This window comes from Caballeronia sp. LZ065, from assembly GCF_031450975.1.
Lineage (GTDB): Bacteria > Pseudomonadota > Gammaproteobacteria > Burkholderiales > Burkholderiaceae > Caballeronia.
In genome coordinates, this window is sequence record NZ_JARUXV010000004.1 from 1,111,862 (window position 1) to 1,127,390 (window position 15,529).

Genomic DNA, 15,529 nt, shown 5'->3' on the forward strand with positions numbered 1-15,529 from the left:
CGACATCGGCCGCGTATGGCGCGTGGCCGAAGCGCTCGAATACGGCATGGTGGGCATCAACACCGGGCTGATTTCGAACGAAGTGGCACCGTTCGGCGGTGTGAAGCAATCCGGCCTCGGCCGCGAAGGCTCGCACTACGGCATCGACGACTACGTCATCATCAAGTATCTGTGCATGGCGGTCTGAAGCGCACGCTGATCAACTCGATGCAGGCAAGCCTCGGCATTCCGGTGCCGAGGCTTTTTTCTTTGCACGGCCCACAAGTCGCGCCCCGCCGCGCCAAACGGCGTCCCGCGCACTGGCACGGTAGAATCGGTTCCCTATCCCGCACGGGCACTCGTGCCCAACGGCACGGGCATCCAAAGCCCGGGCCCGCCGCTTCATCGATCTTCCAGGGGCGCTATGCGACGCTCGGCTTTCTTCATCCGTTTTATCGGTATCGGCATTCTGTTTCACATTTATGTCGGCGTGCGGCTCATCCCGGACGCGCCGGTCGGCCTGCCGCTCAAGGTACTGGCTGTGGCGCTGCTGGTGGCATCCGTGATCCTGATTCCCATCGGCATGTCCGCGCGCTCGCTCGAAACCCAGCCGCTCGCCGATCGTCTCGCCTGGTTCGGCCTGACCGCCCTCGGCTTCTTCTCCTCGCTGCTGCTGCTGACGTTCGCACGCGACGTCATGCTGTTCTGCGTCCACCTTGCGGACTGGCTGCGCGGCGTGCCCGTCGGCTCGCCCACGCTCGTGGCCCGCAGCGCACTGATCGTTCCGCTGCTGGCCGTGCTGTCTTCGGCGATCGGCTTCTACAATGCGCGCCGTCGCGCGCCGGTCGTGGACGTGGACGTGCCCATCGAGAATCTGCCTGCCGCGCTCGATGGCTTCACCATCGTGCAGATCAGCGACATCCACGTCGGACCGACAATCAAGAAGCACTACGTGGAGCGCATCGTTGCCGCCGTGAACGGACTCGAGCCGGATCTGATTGCGGTGACCGGGGACGTGGTGGATGGCTCGGTGCCCCATCTCGCCGACCACACCCGCCCGCTGGCCAAATTGAGCGCGCGTCATGGCGCGTTCCTCGTCACCGGCAATCACGAGTACTACTCCGGCGCCGACAAATGGATTGCGGAGTTCCGCCGCCTCGGCCTCAATGTGCTGCTCAACCAGCATGTGGTGCTGGACCACGACGGCGCCCAGGCCGTGGTGGCGGGCGTGACGGACTACGGCGCCGGCAGCTTCGATCCCGCGCACCGCAGCGATCCGGCCCAGGCAATCAGCGGCGCACCGTCCTCCGCCGCCGTGCGCGTGCTGCTGGCGCACCAGCCGCGCAGCGCAACAGCCGCCGCCGACGCGGGTTTCACGCTGCAACTTTCCGGACACACGCACGGTGGTCAATTCCTGCCGTGGAACTTCTTCGTGCGCCTGCAGCAGCCCTTCGTTGCCGGGTTGGTGAAGTTCAACGGACTGTGGGTCTATACGAGCCGCGGAACCGGCTACTGGGGACCGCCGAAGCGCCTGGGCGCGCCTTCGGAAATCACGCGGATACGACTGGTTCCCTCGGCAGCGACGTGATCGCTTGACGCTCGGAAAGACGTAGAGAGTTAAACAATGAAAAGGTGGACACGCGCCGCAATGTGCGACGCGTGTCCTGCGCTCGGGGAAAGCGCTGCATTCGAACAGGGGTGGAACGAATGCGCCCGGACTGACAGGCGGGGTCCCGTCAACCGGTTATAGCAAGTTACGGGAACGTCAGCGTCAGGGCCATACGACTAGTCCTAAAAACACAGGCTGCGCCCGTCTCTCAAGCCACCGACTTCAAGCCAGCGCCGCCAGTACCTGCTGCGTCGAGCGAATCCGGCCAATGCGCGGAAAGATGAAACGACAGGTCGATTCATGCGTAGCGGCGTTGAGATCGCTCATGGCGTCTTCGGCGAAGATTTGCTGATAGCCGCGTTCATGCGCGCCGCGGGCGGTCGAATCCACGCCGATGGCCGTCGCGATCCCTCCCAGCACGATCGTCTCGATGCCGCGCCGCCGCAGATGCGAGTCGAGGTCGGTGTCGTAGAAGGCGCCCCACTGCCGCTTGGTGACGATGATGTCGGACGGCTGCACGGCGAGTTCCGGACACAATTCGCTCCAGCCGGCCGGCTCGGGCGCTTCCTGCGCCTGGCCTGCATCGGTGATCGGCCGCAGGCCGCCCGGGCCGTTCGAAAACGCCACCTTGACGAGTACGACCGGCGCGCCGAGCGCGCGAAAGCGGTCCGCGAGCGCGCGCGCATTGGCCAGCACGCTGGCGGCATCGTGCGGCTGCACGGGCAAGGCAGCGATGCCCGCCTGGAGATCGATCAGCACGAGCGCGGTTTTTCCGGCGGCAAGCTTGAGTTCGGGTGCGTTCATGTAAGGTAGCAAGAAGGAAGAATGGGTAAAACCCGCGATTTCAGGCGTCTTCCTGCCGGAAATCGAGCGCGGCGCCATTCAGGCAATAGCGCAGCCCGGTGGGTTTCGGGCCGTCGTCGAACACATGGCCGAGGTGGCCGCCGCAGCGCCGGCAATGTACTTCGTTGCGCATGTGGCCGGCGGCGTCGGGATGCGTCGCGACCGAGCCGTCGAGCGGTTTCCAGAAGCTCGGCCAGCCGGTGCCGCTGTCGAACTTGGTCGTGGATGAAAAGAGTTCGAGTGCGCAGCCGACGCACCGGTAGGTGCCCTCGCGTCGCTCCTTGAGCAGCGGGCTGGCGAACGGCGCTTCGGTGCCGCCGCGCCGCAGCACACGGAATTGCTCGGCGGAAAGACGGCGGCGCCAGCCGGCTGTCCCGTGGTCGATCTCATAGGCCAATGCGGGCGCGGACCGCGCTGCGCCGCTCGCGAAGAAACCGGTCATCGCACCCAGCACATGCCGCTTCGTGCGTTTCATGATTTTCATCCGATGAACGCCCTCTTTGCTGGCCACAACCACTGTCGGATCAGGTCTTGATCCGATAGCCCGTCTTGAAGATCCACGCGACGATCGCGATGAACACTGCAAGGAATACTAGCGTCATGCCGAAACTCACGCCCACCTGGACGTCGGCGAGTCCGTAGAAGCTCCAGCGAAAGCCGCTGATCAGATACACGACCGGATTGAACAACGCAACAGTCTTCCAGAACGGCGGCAGGATGTTGATCGAATAGAAGCTGCCGCCCAGGAAGGTGAGCGGCGTGACGATGAGCAGCGGAATGATCTGCAGCTTCTCGAAGCCGTCCGCCCAGATGCCGATGATGAAGCCCAGCAGGCTGAAGGTCACCGACGTCAGCAGCAGGAACACGATCATCCAGAACGGATGGTCGATCCTGAGCGGCACGAACAGGCGCGCGGTCAGCAGGATGATGAGTCCCAGGATGATGGACTTGGTCGCCGCCGCGCCCACGTAGCTCAAGACCAGTTCGAAATACGAGACGGGCGCGGACAGCAGTTCGTAGATGGTGCCGGTGAACTTCGGAAAGTAGATGCCGAAGGACGCATTCGCGATGCTCTGCGTCAGCAGCGACAGCATCACGAGGCCCGGCACGATGAACGCGCCGTAGCTGATGCCGTCCACTTCCGGAATGCGCGAGCCGATGGCCGCGCCGAACACGACGAAGTAAAGCGAGGTGGAGATCACCGGCGACACGATGCTCTGCATCAGCGTGCGTCCGGCGCGCGCCATCTCGAAACGGTAGATTGCGCGAACGGCATGAAGATTCATTTGGCTTCCCTGACGAGGCTCACGAAGATGTCTTCGAGCGAGCTTTGCGTCGTTTGCAGATCCTTGAAACGCACGCCGGCTTCGTCCACATGACGCAGCAGCGCGATGATGCGGCCCGGTTCGTCATGGGCGTCGTAGGTATAAGTGAGTTCGCTTCCATCCGCCGAGCGCGCAAGGCCATACGGCGCGAGCGGCGCGGGAATGGCATCGAGCGGGGTTTCGAGTTGCAGCGTGAGCTTCTTCTGGCCGAGCTTGCGCATGAGTTCGCGCTTCTCCTCCACCAGCACGATCTCGCCGCGGTTGATGACGCCGATGCGGTCCGCCATCTCTTCCGCTTCCTCGATGTAGTGCGTCGTCAGGATGATCGTGACGCCGTTCTGCTGCAACTCGCGCACGAGATTCCACATGTCGCGGCGCAGTTCGACGTCGACGCCGGCAGTGGGTTCGTCGAGAAACAGGATCTCGGGTTCGTGCGCCAGCGCCTTCGCGATCAGCACGCGCCGTTTCATGCCGCCCGAGAGCGTCATGATCTTGTTGTCCTTCTTCGCCCACAGCGACAGGGACTTGAGCACCTTCTCGACGTGCGCCGGATTTTTCGGCCGGCCGAACAGCCCGCGGCTGAACGACACGGTGGCCCACACGGTTTCGAAGGCGTCCGTGGTGAGCTCCTGCGGCACGAGACCGATCATGGCGCGGGCGGCGCGATAGTCCGTGACGATGTCGTGACCGGCCACGGTGACCTGGCCTTCGCTCGGATTCACGATGCCGCAGACCGTGCTGATGAGCGTGGTCTTGCCGGCGCCGTTCGGCCCGAGCAGCGCAAAGATCTCGCCGCGCCGGATTTCGAGATTGACGTTCTTGAGCGCGTGAAAGCCCGACTCGTAAGTCTTGGACAGATTGGAAACGGTGATGATGGTTGGCATGGCACGGACGATAGCAGATCGGGCGCGATCCGGCTTGGTCCACTGGGGTCGTCCGTTCGGCCGATGTTCAGCGCATCTCAGGCTGCCTACAATGCACTGCTGATTGCACGGAGCCGACATCATGCTGTTCGAACAGATTCACACCACCTGCCTCAATGACACGGACGTGCCCTGGGTGCCGTTCACGCCCTACAGCGAGCGCGTGCTGGTCAAGTACTTCAAGCTCGACCCAATTCGCGGTGAAGTCATCGCGCTGATGAAGGCGCCGCCCCGGGGCGAGATGCCGCGGCATCGCCATACCGGTACGGTGATCGTCTATACGGTGCAGGGGCGCTGGAAGTATCGCGAGCACGACTGGATCGCGGCGCCGGGCAGCATCGTGTACGAGACCGCCGGATCGAGCCATACGCCCGAGGCGCTGCCTGAAGACGCCGCGCAGTCCGACATCGTCACGCTCAACATCATCCAGGGCGAACTGCTCTTCGTGAACGAACGCGGCCAGGTGCTCGCCAGCGAGAACTGGAAGAGCGGCTGGGAGCGCTATGCCGCTTACTGTCAGGCAAATGGCATCGAAGCCAGGGACCTGACGGCGTTCGGCTAGGACCGCCCGTTTTCTCGCTGGTTAGAATCGAACTCTCTTCGAACCCTCCGGCGCACGCCGCGCCATTGACCATTCAGGCTTGCCGGCTGCCCGAGCCGGCGCACACACAGGGAGCAGCAGCATGAAGATTCAGACCGTCGGCATCGTCGGTGCGGGAACCATGGGCAACGGCATCGCGCAAGTCGCGGCCGTCGCGGGCTTCGAGGTCGTGATGATTGACGTCACCGAGGCCGCGCTCGCCAAGGGGGTCGCCACGCTCACCGGCAGCCTGGAGCGGCTCGTGTCGAAGGACAAGCTGGACGCGGCCGCGCGCGATGCGGCGCTCACGCGCATTGCCACGTCCACGGACTACGGGCGTCTGGCTGAAGCCGACATCGTGATCGAAGCCGCGACCGAGAATACGGATCTCAAGAACCGCATCCTGAAGCAGATCGAGGACGCGGCGCGCCCGGACGCGATCATCGCGTCAAACACCTCGTCCATCTCCATTACCGCGCTCGGCGCCACGCTTGCCACGCCCGAGCGTTTCATCGGCATGCACTTCTTCAATCCGGTGCCCTTGCTGCAACTGGTCGAGGTGATACGCGGCGTGCAGACCAGCGACGCCACCGCTGCTGCCGTGCGCGAACTCACGGAGGACCTCGGCAAGTCGCCGATCGGCGTGCGCAATTCGCCGGGTTTCGTCGTCAACCGCATCCTCGTGCCGATGATCAATGAAGCGTTCTTCGTGCTGTATGAAGGCGTGGCGAGCGCCGAGGAAATCGACGCCGGCATGAAGCTCGGCGCCAATCATCCCATCGGCCCGCTTGCGCTGGCCGACCTGATCGGCCTGGACGTGTGCCTCTCCGTGATGGACGTGTTCCTCAAGGACTTCGGCGATTCGAAGTACCGCGCGTGTCCGCTGTTGCGCGAACTGGTCGCGGCGGGCCGGCTCGGCCGCAAGGCGAAGCACGGCGTGTACCGGTACGACTGAGTACGACTGAGTTCACCCCGGGTCAGGTCGCGGCGGGTAGCCGCGCGCGGTCGTGCGCCGCGGTGAAATCGAGCAGCGGTCCGGCGGGCACGATGCCTGTCGGATTGATCGTGCGATGGCTCTCGTAATAATGCCGCTTGATGTGCATGAAGTTCACCGTGTCCGCCACGCCCGGCATCTGGTAGATCTCGCGCGCATGGTTCGACAGGTTCGGATAGTCAGCAATGCGCCGCAGATTGCACTTGAAGTGCCCGACATAGACCGCGTCGAAGCGCACCAGCGTGGTGAACAGGCGAATGTCGGCTTCGGTGAAGCGCGCGCCCGTCAGGTAGCGGCGCGACTGCAAGCGTGTTTCGAGGAAGTCGAGCGTGTCGAAGAGCGGCAGCACGGCTTCTTCGTATGCGCCTTGCGTGGTCGCAAAACCGGCCTTGTAGACGCCATTGTTGACGGTGTCGTAGATGCGCGCGTTGAGTCCGTCGATGTCCTCGCGAAGTTCGCGCGGGTAGTAGTCGCCGGGCAGTGCGCCGATGCCGTCGAACGCGGAGTTCAGCATGCGGATGACTTCCGACGACTCGTTGTTGACGATCGTCCCGCGCGCCTTGTCCCACAGGACCGGCACCGTCACGCGGCCGCTGTAGTTCGGGTCCGCCGCGGTGTAGACCTGATGCATGAAACGCGCGCCGTGGATGGGATCGGGCGCCACGCCCGGACCGTCCGCGAAGGTCCAGCCGTTTTCGAGCATCAGCCAGTGGACGACCGAAACATCGATCATCCCCTGCAAGCCCTTGAGCGCCCGCACGATCAACGCGCGGTGCGCCCATGGACACGCGAGGCTCACGTACAGGTGATACCGGCCCGCTTCGGCGCGGAAGCCGCCCGCGCCGCTCGGACCGGGCGCGCCGTCGGCCGTGACCCAGTTGCGAAAGGCCGCGTCCTTGCGCACGAAGCGCCCGCCGGTGGACGCCGTGTCGTACCACGCGTCCTGCCATTTGCCATCGACCAGAAGTCCCATTTCACACGCTCCCTGTGGTGTTCCCGCAGTGCGATGCAAGACGCGCGCCGCGGCATCGAGTGGATCAGTTGGACGCAGGCGTGTCGAGGAAACGCACGAGTTGCGCCATGGTCACGTCCGGCGCTTCTTCCATCAGCCAGTGTCCGCTGCCGGGCACGACCACGCCCTGCACGTTCGTCGCGACGAGCTTCGCCTGGTCGATCAGAAAGGTACTCGAAGCCCGCTCACCGGCGAGAACGAGCATCGGCATCGGCAGCGGCGTCCGGGCGAACGCGGCGAAGTCCTCCGCGTCCTGCGGAAACGCGTGGAAATACTCGAATCCCGCGCGCATGCGGCCGTGGCGTGCGTATTGCGCCGAGTAATAGCGGCGGTCGGCTTCGCTCAGCGAATGCGAGGAATCGGCGGCGAAGTCGTTCCAGAAGTGTTCGAAATACACGCGTTCACGCCCGCGCACCAGTTGCTCCGGCGTGTCGCCGTAGAAATTGAAATGCCATTTGTCGCGCAGCAGCCAGACCTTCTGCCAGTCGCCGACGCCAGGCAGGAAAGCGTCCATCAACACGATGCTGTCCACTTCGTCCGGATACTGCGCCGCGTAAGCATAGGCAACCATCAGCCCGATGTCGTGCCCCACCAGCTTCACCTTGCGAAAGCCGAGCGCACGCACCATCGCATGGATATCCTGCGCGAGCGTCTTCTTGTCATAGCCGGCGGTGGGCATCGCGGACTCGCCCGCACCCGGCAAATCGGGCGCCAGCACGACGCGGTCGGCGGCCAGTCGCGTCATCAGCGGCTGCCACATGCGGCTGGTCTCCGTGTAGCCGTGCAGCAGCACGACCGGCGTCGCGTCGCCGCTGCCCGCTTGCAGATAGTGCAGCTCGATAGCGTTCGCTTCGATCGAGCGCGACTGGATCGCAGTCGTGGCAGAGGCCGCCTGCGCGAGCGGCAAGAGCGCAGCCGCCGCAAGCAGCGCGCCGGCGGCACGGCGCAGGAAAGGCAGAATTGAGTTCATCGTTCAGCTCCGTCGAAAGGGGTGTTCTCCGATGACTCCAATCTTCGGCGCATCGCCCGCATTTGCCGTACGATGCCGCGGATGAACTCGTTCGATGGAGTCGAACATGTTGTCGGAGGACGAACTCGCACTGCTCGACGCCATCCGCGAGACCGGCAGCCTGTCGCGCGCGGCGGCCCGCCTGGGACGGGCGCCATCGACGGTCTCCCACGCGGCGCGGCAACTGGAAACGCGCTTCGACGCTCTGCTGTTCGACCGGCGCCGCTACCGCCTGCAATTGACGCCCGCCGGCCACCTGCTCGCCGATGAAGCCGCGCGCCTGATGCTCGACGTCGGGCGGCTCGCGCAGCGCGTCAAGCAGATCGCAAGCGGCTGGGAAGACCGGCTGTGGATCGTGTGCGACGAGATCCTTGAATTCGAGACGATGCTGCCCGTGGTGCAGGCGTTCGACGCGCTCGGGTCCGGCGTCACGCTGCGCCTGACGCACGAGGTGTTGAGCGGCACCTGGGAAGCGCTGCGCGACGGCCGCGCCGACCTGATCGTCGGCGCCACCAACGAGCCGCCCGCCATCCCGGGCCTGCGCTGGTTCGAACTGGGCGTGATGGAGTGGGTGTTCGCCGTCGCGGCGCGCCACCCGCTCGCGCAGGCGGCCGGCCGGCTGCGGCGTGAGGAGATCGCGGCGCATCGGGCGGTGGTGGTGGCGGATTCGTCGCGCGCCGCCGGACGCGCCTATGGCGTGCTCGGCGGCCAGGCGGCGCTCGCGGTGCCCAGCATGCGGGCGAAGATTCTCGCGCAGCGGCAGGGGCTCGGCACGGGCTGGCTGCCGCGTCATCGCATCGCGACGCTGCTGGCGCGCGGCGAATTGATCGAAAAAAACACCGCCGATCCGCGCGAGCCCAACGTGCTCTACGTGGCCTGGCGCGGCGATCACGAAGGGCGCGCACTGCAATGGTGGCTTGAACAGTTGCGGCAGCCGCGGCTCGCAAAGCGTCTCGTCGACGGGCTCGACACCTTCGCCTGACCGTCACCCGAGCTTTCCCGTAAAACCTCGTTACATCTTCCGGGCGCGGCCCGCGACGGATCGCCGGCGTTCGCTCCGTTCAAGTTCTCGTCACCACTCTGAAAAGACGAATCGCACCATGACGAACCGTTCTTCGCCCATGCGCGCGGCCCTGTCCGCTGCCGTTCTCGCACCGGTGTTGGCCGTTTCCTTCGGGGCGCTCCACAGCGGGCCCGTGCATGCACAGACCGTCATCGTTGCGGCGCCGGTCGCCGCGCCGCCGCCGCCCCGCGTCGAACCCCCGCCGCCGCCTCGCGCGGGCTATGCGTGGGATCCGGGTCACTGGCGCTGGGGGCCGGGCCGCTATGTCTGGGCACCCGGCCACTGGAGGCCGGTGCGCGTGGGGCACCGTTGGGTCCCGGGACACTGGGCGCAACGCGGGCCGAACTATTTCTGGGTCGAAGGACACTGGGCCTGAGTCGACGCCATGAAAGCTCGCGCCACTGCCCGGATCATGCGCAACACGTCATGCGGCGTGAGCGCCTATCATCTGATGGAAGGATTGCAACATGTTGAAATTACTGCTAGCCGCAACGCTCGTCGCCGCGACACTCGCCGGGTGCGTCGTCTATCCGGCGCACCCGGCCTACTATCGCGGACCGGTTGTCGTCTACTGACCATGCCGGCAAACATGGCACTTCGGCCGCCCACCGAGCGCAACAGGAACCGACACGACTTTGAACGAACCCGATCCGGATACCCGCCTCATCGCCCGCGTCGGCAAGCGGGAATCGGGCGCCGTTCGCGAGATCGTCGAGAAGAAGTTGCCGCGCATCGTTGCACTTGCAACGCGCATGCTCGGCGACCGCGACGAAGCGGACGACGTCGCCCAGGAAGCCTTCATGCGCATCTGGAACGTTGCGCCGAGCTGGCAGCCCGGTGCGGCGCGCTTCGACACCTGGCTGCATCGCGTTACGCTCAATCTGTGCTACGACCGGCTGCGCCGCCATCGAGAGACGACCATGTCCGACGAACTTCCGGAACAGGAAGACGCGGCACCGCGGCCCGACGAGCGCATCGAGACGAACGACACCAGCGAACGTCTCACGGCGGCGCTCGCCCGGTTGCCGGGACGCCAGCGCGAGGCCTTGGTGCTGCAGTACTACCAGGAGCTATCGAACGCGGAGACAGCCGATCTGATGGGCGTGAGTGTCGAAGCGCTCGAGAGTCTGCTGGCCCGCGCGCGCCGGAATCTCAGGACCGCTCTCGCGGACCTCGCCCGCAGTCAGGGCGGACCTGCTGACAGAGCCCCGAAGGAACAACGATGACCCCCGACCGATTCCGCTACCTCACCGAAGCCTACGGAGCGTCTCCGGAACGCTGGCCCGCCGGCGAACGCGACGCCGCCCTGGCCCTCCTTGCCGATGGCGACGACCAGGCGCATGCGGCGCTGGACCTGGCGCGCGCGCTCGATGGCATGCTCGACGCGCACACGGTTGCCGGACCCGCTCCGGCGCTCGCGCGGCGCATCATCGCTTCCGCGCCGATCCGGCCTGCGCGCGCGTCCTGGCGAAGTCCGTGCCTGTGGTTCTCGGGTGTGGGATTCGTCGGCGTGGGCGCGGCCGGCGTCGCGGCGGGCGCACTGCTGGTCTCGCTGCTCGCGCCGGTACCGTCCGAGCACGTGCACGGCGGGTTCGAACAATCCCTTTCGGACACCGCGTTCGGCGGCGCTTCTTTAGACGGAAATGATCAATGAGTTCACGCACGCTGAAGATGGTGGCGGGTGTGTCGATCGTGCTCAACGTGTTCCTGCTCGGCTCGTTGGCGGGCGGCGTGTTCTACCTGTCCGGCCCGCTCGTACAAAAGCTCTGCAACGCGGCGGCGCCACCGCGCGGCATCGGCCTGGCGGCGGCGGATCTTTCCCCGGAACGGCGAAAACAGCTGCACCAATCGTTACGGGAGATGCGTCTCGCACACCAGCCGCTGATACGCGAATCGCGTGAAGGCCGGATCGAGATCGCGCGCCTTCTCGCTGCGCCGACGTTCGACCGCCAGACGCTCGACGACGTCCTCGCCCGCACCCGTCAGGCCGATGTCACCATGCGCGCGCTGACCGAAGGCAAAGTGGCTGAATTTGCCTCGACGCTTACGTTTGACGAACGCCTGAAGCTGGTCAGCGCGATGGAACGCAATGGTCCTCTGCGCAATGTGCCGCCCGAGGATCGGCCCCAGACGCAGCCGCAGCCTCAGCCGCCACGCCAGCCCTGACGGCCGCGCGCCGCTGATAGCGACATGCCTCCGGAGAGCACCATGAGCGTTACGCCGCCGCTTACGCCCGCCGCCATCGCGGTGAACCGCTTCGGTCTGGGCGCGCGTCCGGGCGAGCCGCTGCCCGCCGATCCGCGCGGCTGGCTCACGCAGCAGCTCGATCCCGCGCCCGGCGTGTATCTGCCGATACCTGCCGCGCTGGCCAGTCAGCCGACCAGCGCGGCCCTCGCCGAACGTCTCGCGGAACGCCAGCGTGCCTTGCGCGATGCGGGCGACGCCGACCGGCCCGCGCTGCGCAAGCAATACGGCGACATGATCCGCGAGGTGTATGTGAGCGCCGTCGACGCCCGCGTGACGAGCGCGCTCACCACCGGGACGCCGTTCGTCGAACGTCTGGTGCACTTCTGGGCGAACCATTTCGCGGTGTCGATCGACAAGCCGCCGGTCACGCTGCTCGCCGGCTCGTTCGAGAACGAAGCGATCCGCCCGCACGTGCTCGGACGCTTCGAAGACATGCTGGTGGCGGCGGAGCGCCATCCGGCGATGCAGATCTTCCTGGACCAGCCGCGTTCGATCGGCCCCGACAGCCCCGCAGCCGAACGCGCCGCGCAGCGCGATCCGACGCGCAAGCGCGGTCTCAACGAAAACCTCGCGCGCGAAATCATGGAATTGCATACGCTCGGCGCGCGCACCGGCTATACGCAGGGCGACGTGACCGAATTCGCTCGCGCGCTCACCGGCTGGAATCTCGGCGCGATGTCCGCGCAGGCTGCAAGCAATCCCGCCGACCCGACGTCGCCCGGCCAGTTCGTGTTCCGCCCGCGCCTGCATGAACCGGGCGTGCGCACGGTGCTGGGCCGCCAGTACGCGCAAGACGGCGAAGCGCAGCCGCTCGCGATACTGCACGATCTGGCTGCGTCACCCGCGACGGCGCGCCACATCGCCGACAAGCTCGCGCGCCACTTTGTCGCCGATACGCCGCCGCCCGCGCTGGTCGAGCGGCTTGCGAAGGTCTTTGGCGCTACCGGCGGCGATCTGCCCGCGGTGTATCGCGCGTTGGTCGAAGCGCCGGAGGCGTGGCCCGCGACGCCGACCAAGTTCAAGTCGCCATGGGACTGGACGCTTTCCTCCTTACGCGGACTCGGCCGCACCGGCCTGGAAAAGATGCACGCCGCGCCGCTGCTGCGGCAACTCGGGCAGCCGGTATGGCGGCCCGGCTCGCCCGCCGGTTACGACGATGCCGCCGCAAGCTGGGCCGCGCCGGATGCGCTGGTGCGCCGCGTCGAGATCGCGCAGCGCTTCGCCGCGCACAGCAGCGCGACGCTCGACGCCCGCGCGCTCGGTCCGCAATTGCTGGCGGGCTCGCTATCGGAGGCGACAGGCAGCGCGGTCGCGCGCGCCGAAAGCGCCCAGACCGCACTGGCGCTGCTGCTCGTGTCGCCCGATTTCCTGAGGAGATGAACGCATGCTGACCCGTCGCCGATTTCTCCGCTGCGCGGGGGCAAGCGCCGGCGCGATGCTGATCGCGCCGCAACTCGTGCTGGCGTCGGCCGCCACCGAGCGGCGCTTCGTCTTCGTGATCCAGCGCGGCGCGGCGGATGGCCTGAACATCGTCGTGCCCTATGGCTATACGGCTTACGCGGCGCTGCGCGGACCCCTCGCCATCGACGCCGCGACGGCCAGCAAGCTCGACGGCACGTTTGCGCTTCATCCGTCCTTGCAGACGGCCGCGCAGATGTATCGCGACAGGCAGGCGCTGTTCATCCACGCGGTCGCATCGCCGTATCGCGAGCGTTCGCACTTCGATGGCCAGAACGTGCTCGAAACCGGCGGCGCCGCGCCGTACCAGTTGAAGGACGGCTGGCTGAACCGCCTCCTGTCGATGCTGCCCGCGCCGCGCGCCGACGCCGTCGCGCTCGCGCCAACCGTGCCGCTCGCGCTGCGCGGCCGCGCCGATGTCACTTCCTATGCGCCGTCCGGATTGCCGCAAGCTCCGGACGATCTCATCACGCGCGTCTCGCAGCTCTATGCCGGCGACGCGCAGCTGCATCCGTTATGGGACGCCGCGATGCAGGCGCGCGGCCTCGCCGCCGACGCCGGCGCGCGGCAGGATCCGGCGAGCCTCGGCAAGCTTGCGGCGACCTTCCTGAGCAAGCCCGACGGTCCGCGCATTGCGATGATCGAAACGGCTGGCTGGGACACGCACAGCGCGCAGAACCCGCGTCTCGCCACGCAGCTGAAAGTGCTCGACACGATGCTCGGCGCCCTGCGCGATGGGCTTGGCGCGCACTGGGCCGACACCACCGTGCTGGTGGCGACCGAATTCGGTCGCACCGCCGCGGCCAACGGCACGGGCGGCACGGATCACGGGACGGCGTCGGCGGCGTTGATACTGGGTGGCGCCGTGGCGGGCGGACGCGTGCTCGCGGACTGGCCAGGACTGGCGAGCGCTTCGCTGTATCAGGGCCGCGATCTGAAGCCGACCATCGGACTGGATGCCGTGATCGCGCACGCCGCGGGCGAAAGCTTCGGCATCGATCCACAACGCGTGGCCGCCACGCTGTTCCCCGAAGGCGGCACGGCGACGCTGCGAGAACGCTTGCTCAGAAGCTGAACCGCCCTATTTCTTTCGCACGCGCCTTAAACCTGACGCCCGGCAAGGCTGCGACAAATTTTTAGTAGTATGGATTGAGCCGCCGTTATGATGGCGGCGGCTTTTTTGCGCTCAACGCTTTTTTGCGCGCGAGCTTGCCGGATCGCCGGCTTTCGCATATCGCTGGTTCATCTCAGGCGCACACGTTCACGGCTTCGTCCGCACGTCTCGCGCTCCCGTCCAATTGCCTTCCTGGACCCATCATGTCCACCACGCCCAATCCCGCCAATACTCCCCCGCCGCGCCAGCCCGTGGACATCGCCCGCATCCTGCTCGTCATCACGATACTCGCGGCGCTCACCGTAGGCAGTCTCTACATACTGCGCCCCTTCCTGCCGGGACTCATCTGGGCCACCACCATCGTCGTGGCGACCTGGCCATTGATGGTCGCGGTGCAGCGCCGCGTCGGCAATCGCCGCTGGGTGGCGACGAGCGTGATGCTGCTCGGGCTCCTGATCGTCATCGTGCTGCCGCTCTATCAAGCCATTTCAACGCTCGCGCTGCATGGCGGCGAAATCATGGCCGCGATCAAGACCCTGCCCTCCTACGCGCTGCCGCCGCCGCCCGGCTGGATCCACGACGTGCCGCTCGCCGGCGAACGCATCGCGAAGGAATGGCAGATGCTCTCCGACGCCGGTCCCGGTGGCCTGCTTGCCAAGCTCGAACCCTACGTGACCGTCGCCGCGCGCTGGATGCTCTCGCACGCGGCCGTGGTCGGCGTGTTCGTCGTGCACATGGTCATCACCGTGATCATCTCGGGCATCCTGTACATGAACGGCGAAGCGGCGGGACGCTTCATCACGCGCTTCGCGACGCGCATCGCGGCGCAGCGCGGCGCCGAGGCCGTCAAGCTCGCCGGCCTCGCCATTCGCGCGGTGGCGCTCGGCATCGTGGTCACGGCCGTCACGCAATCGGCGCTGGGCGGCATCGGCCTCGCGCTCGCGGGCGTGCCCGCCGCGGGCATCATCACGGCTGTCATGCTGATGCTGTGTCTCGCGCAGATCGGGCCGCTGCTGCCGCTGCTCGGCGGCGTCGCCTGGCTGTTCTGGCATCACGCGCATGTCGCGTCGATCCTGTTGCTCGTGTGGTCGATCATGATCGCGATGCTCGACAACTTCCTGCGCCCCATCCTGATCCGGCGCGGCGTCAACCTCTCCATGCTGCTGATCCTGTCTGGCGTGCTCGGCGGCATGTTCGCGTTCGGCATCGTCGGGTTGTTCATCGGCCCGGTGATCCTCGCCGTGACGTCGACGATCCTCAACGCGTGGATCAACGAGCAACCGCCGCTGCCGCAAGTCGAAGCGATGCGCGGCGCCGCGCCCACGGGCGATCTCGCGGACGCCTCGAGAAGGCAGCCCTGACGCCCATGAAAG

The 15,529-nt window shown here is 66.4% G+C and carries 18 protein-coding genes; 12 read left to right on the forward strand and 6 right to left on the reverse strand.

The annotated features are described in order from the left end of the window. A partial coding sequence (locus tag QCE63_RS31645) for an aldehyde dehydrogenase family protein (protein ID WP_309838573.1) occupies positions 1 to 187 on the forward strand: 187 nt, incomplete at its 5' end. Between the two features lie 216 nt (positions 188 to 403). Further along, the gene (locus tag QCE63_RS31650; protein ID WP_309838575.1) at positions 404 to 1,567 is read left to right on the forward strand and encodes a metallophosphoesterase; all 1,164 of its coding nucleotides are present in this window, start codon (positions 404 to 406) and stop codon (positions 1,565 to 1,567) included. Between the two features lie 243 nt (positions 1,568 to 1,810). Here QCE63_RS31650 and QCE63_RS31655 read toward each other — a convergent pair whose 3' ends face one another. Genes QCE63_RS31655 through QCE63_RS31670 form a run of 4 tightly spaced genes read right to left on the reverse strand, consistent with a single transcriptional unit; the run spans position 1,811 to position 4,640 of the window. Then, entirely contained in the window at positions 1,811 to 2,392 is a 582-nt protein-coding gene (locus tag QCE63_RS31655; RefSeq protein WP_309838577.1) for a hydrolase, read from the reverse strand. 40 nt (positions 2,393 to 2,432) lie between these two features. Further along, positions 2,433 to 2,915, reverse strand: a complete 483-nt coding sequence (gene msrB / locus QCE63_RS31660; protein ID WP_309838581.1) for a peptide-methionine (R)-S-oxide reductase MsrB — start codon at positions 2,913 to 2,915, stop codon at positions 2,433 to 2,435. A 40-nt stretch (positions 2,916 to 2,955) separates the two neighbouring features. Then, the gene (locus tag QCE63_RS31665; RefSeq protein WP_309838583.1) at positions 2,956 to 3,717 is read right to left on the reverse strand and encodes an ABC transporter permease; all 762 of its coding nucleotides are present in this window, start codon (positions 3,715 to 3,717) and stop codon (positions 2,956 to 2,958) included. After that, the gene (locus QCE63_RS31670; RefSeq protein WP_309838584.1) at positions 3,714 to 4,640 is read right to left on the reverse strand and encodes an ABC transporter ATP-binding protein; all 927 of its coding nucleotides are present in this window, start codon (positions 4,638 to 4,640) and stop codon (positions 3,714 to 3,716) included. The genes QCE63_RS31665 and QCE63_RS31670 overlap by 4 nt, the downstream gene beginning before the upstream one ends. A 121-nt stretch (positions 4,641 to 4,761) precedes the next feature. Here QCE63_RS31670 and QCE63_RS31675 point away from each other — a divergent pair, with 121 nt between their 5' ends. Together QCE63_RS31675 and QCE63_RS31680 are read left to right on the forward strand one after the other, a co-directional pair. After that, positions 4,762 to 5,241, forward strand: a complete 480-nt coding sequence (locus tag QCE63_RS31675; RefSeq protein ID WP_309838585.1) for a 2,4'-dihydroxyacetophenone dioxygenase family protein — start codon at positions 4,762 to 4,764, stop codon at positions 5,239 to 5,241. Positions 5,242 to 5,362: 121 nt separating this feature from the next. After that, on the forward strand, positions 5,363 to 6,214 hold the full coding sequence (locus QCE63_RS31680) for a 3-hydroxybutyryl-CoA dehydrogenase (protein WP_309838587.1): 852 nt from the start codon (positions 5,363 to 5,365) through the stop codon (positions 6,212 to 6,214). 22 nt (positions 6,215 to 6,236) lie between these two features. Here the strand turns inward: QCE63_RS31680 and QCE63_RS31685 are convergent, their stop codons facing one another. Together QCE63_RS31685 and QCE63_RS31690 are read right to left on the reverse strand one after the other, a co-directional pair. Beyond that, complete coding sequence (locus QCE63_RS31685; RefSeq protein ID WP_309838589.1) at positions 6,237 to 7,226, reverse strand: glutathione S-transferase family protein; 990 nt, start codon at positions 7,224 to 7,226, stop codon at positions 6,237 to 6,239. A 64-nt stretch (positions 7,227 to 7,290) separates the two neighbouring features. Beyond that, positions 7,291 to 8,235 carry an alpha/beta hydrolase gene (locus QCE63_RS31690; protein ID WP_309838591.1) on the reverse strand — a complete coding sequence of 315 codons (945 nt, stop codon included), beginning with the start codon at positions 8,233 to 8,235 and terminating at the stop codon, positions 7,291 to 7,293. 106 nt (positions 8,236 to 8,341) lie between these two features. On the opposite strand from QCE63_RS31690, the gene QCE63_RS31695 reads away from it, so the two are divergent. The 8 genes from QCE63_RS31695 (at position 8,342) to ydiK (ending at position 15,517) form a co-directional block, all read left to right on the forward strand. Continuing rightward, a complete protein-coding gene (locus QCE63_RS31695) occupies positions 8,342 to 9,256 on the forward strand; it encodes a LysR family transcriptional regulator (RefSeq protein ID WP_309838593.1) in 915 nt (304 codons plus the stop codon). A gap of 118 nt (positions 9,257 to 9,374) precedes the next feature. Continuing rightward, the gene (locus tag QCE63_RS31700) at positions 9,375 to 9,713 is read left to right on the forward strand and encodes a YXWGXW repeat-containing protein (protein WP_404990212.1); all 339 of its coding nucleotides are present in this window, start codon (positions 9,375 to 9,377) and stop codon (positions 9,711 to 9,713) included. A 259-nt stretch (positions 9,714 to 9,972) separates the two neighbouring features. Further along, on the forward strand, positions 9,973 to 10,563 hold the full coding sequence (locus tag QCE63_RS31705; protein ID WP_404990213.1) for an RNA polymerase sigma factor: 591 nt from the start codon (positions 9,973 to 9,975) through the stop codon (positions 10,561 to 10,563). Continuing rightward, positions 10,560 to 10,991, forward strand: coding sequence for a hypothetical protein (locus QCE63_RS31710; protein ID WP_309838596.1), 432 nt, complete (start codon positions 10,560 to 10,562; stop codon positions 10,989 to 10,991). Before QCE63_RS31705 ends, QCE63_RS31710 begins: the two co-directional genes overlap by 4 nt. After that, positions 10,988 to 11,503: a periplasmic heavy metal sensor gene (locus QCE63_RS31715; RefSeq protein WP_309838598.1), complete on the forward strand. Its 516-nt coding sequence runs from the start codon at positions 10,988 to 10,990 to the stop codon at positions 11,501 to 11,503. Before QCE63_RS31710 ends, QCE63_RS31715 begins: the two co-directional genes overlap by 4 nt. A gap of 42 nt (positions 11,504 to 11,545) precedes the next feature. Continuing rightward, entirely contained in the window at positions 11,546 to 12,964 is a 1,419-nt protein-coding gene (locus tag QCE63_RS31720) for a DUF1800 domain-containing protein (RefSeq protein WP_309838600.1), read from the forward strand. A 4-nt stretch (positions 12,965 to 12,968) separates the two neighbouring features. After that, positions 12,969 to 14,117 carry a DUF1501 domain-containing protein gene (locus QCE63_RS31725; protein WP_309838602.1) on the forward strand — a complete coding sequence of 383 codons (1,149 nt, stop codon included), beginning with the start codon at positions 12,969 to 12,971 and terminating at the stop codon, positions 14,115 to 14,117. A gap of 242 nt (positions 14,118 to 14,359) precedes the next feature. After that, positions 14,360 to 15,517, forward strand: a complete 1,158-nt coding sequence (gene ydiK / locus QCE63_RS31730; protein WP_309838603.1) for an AI-2E family transporter YdiK — start codon at positions 14,360 to 14,362, stop codon at positions 15,515 to 15,517. Positions 15,518 to 15,529 lie beyond the last annotated feature (12 nt).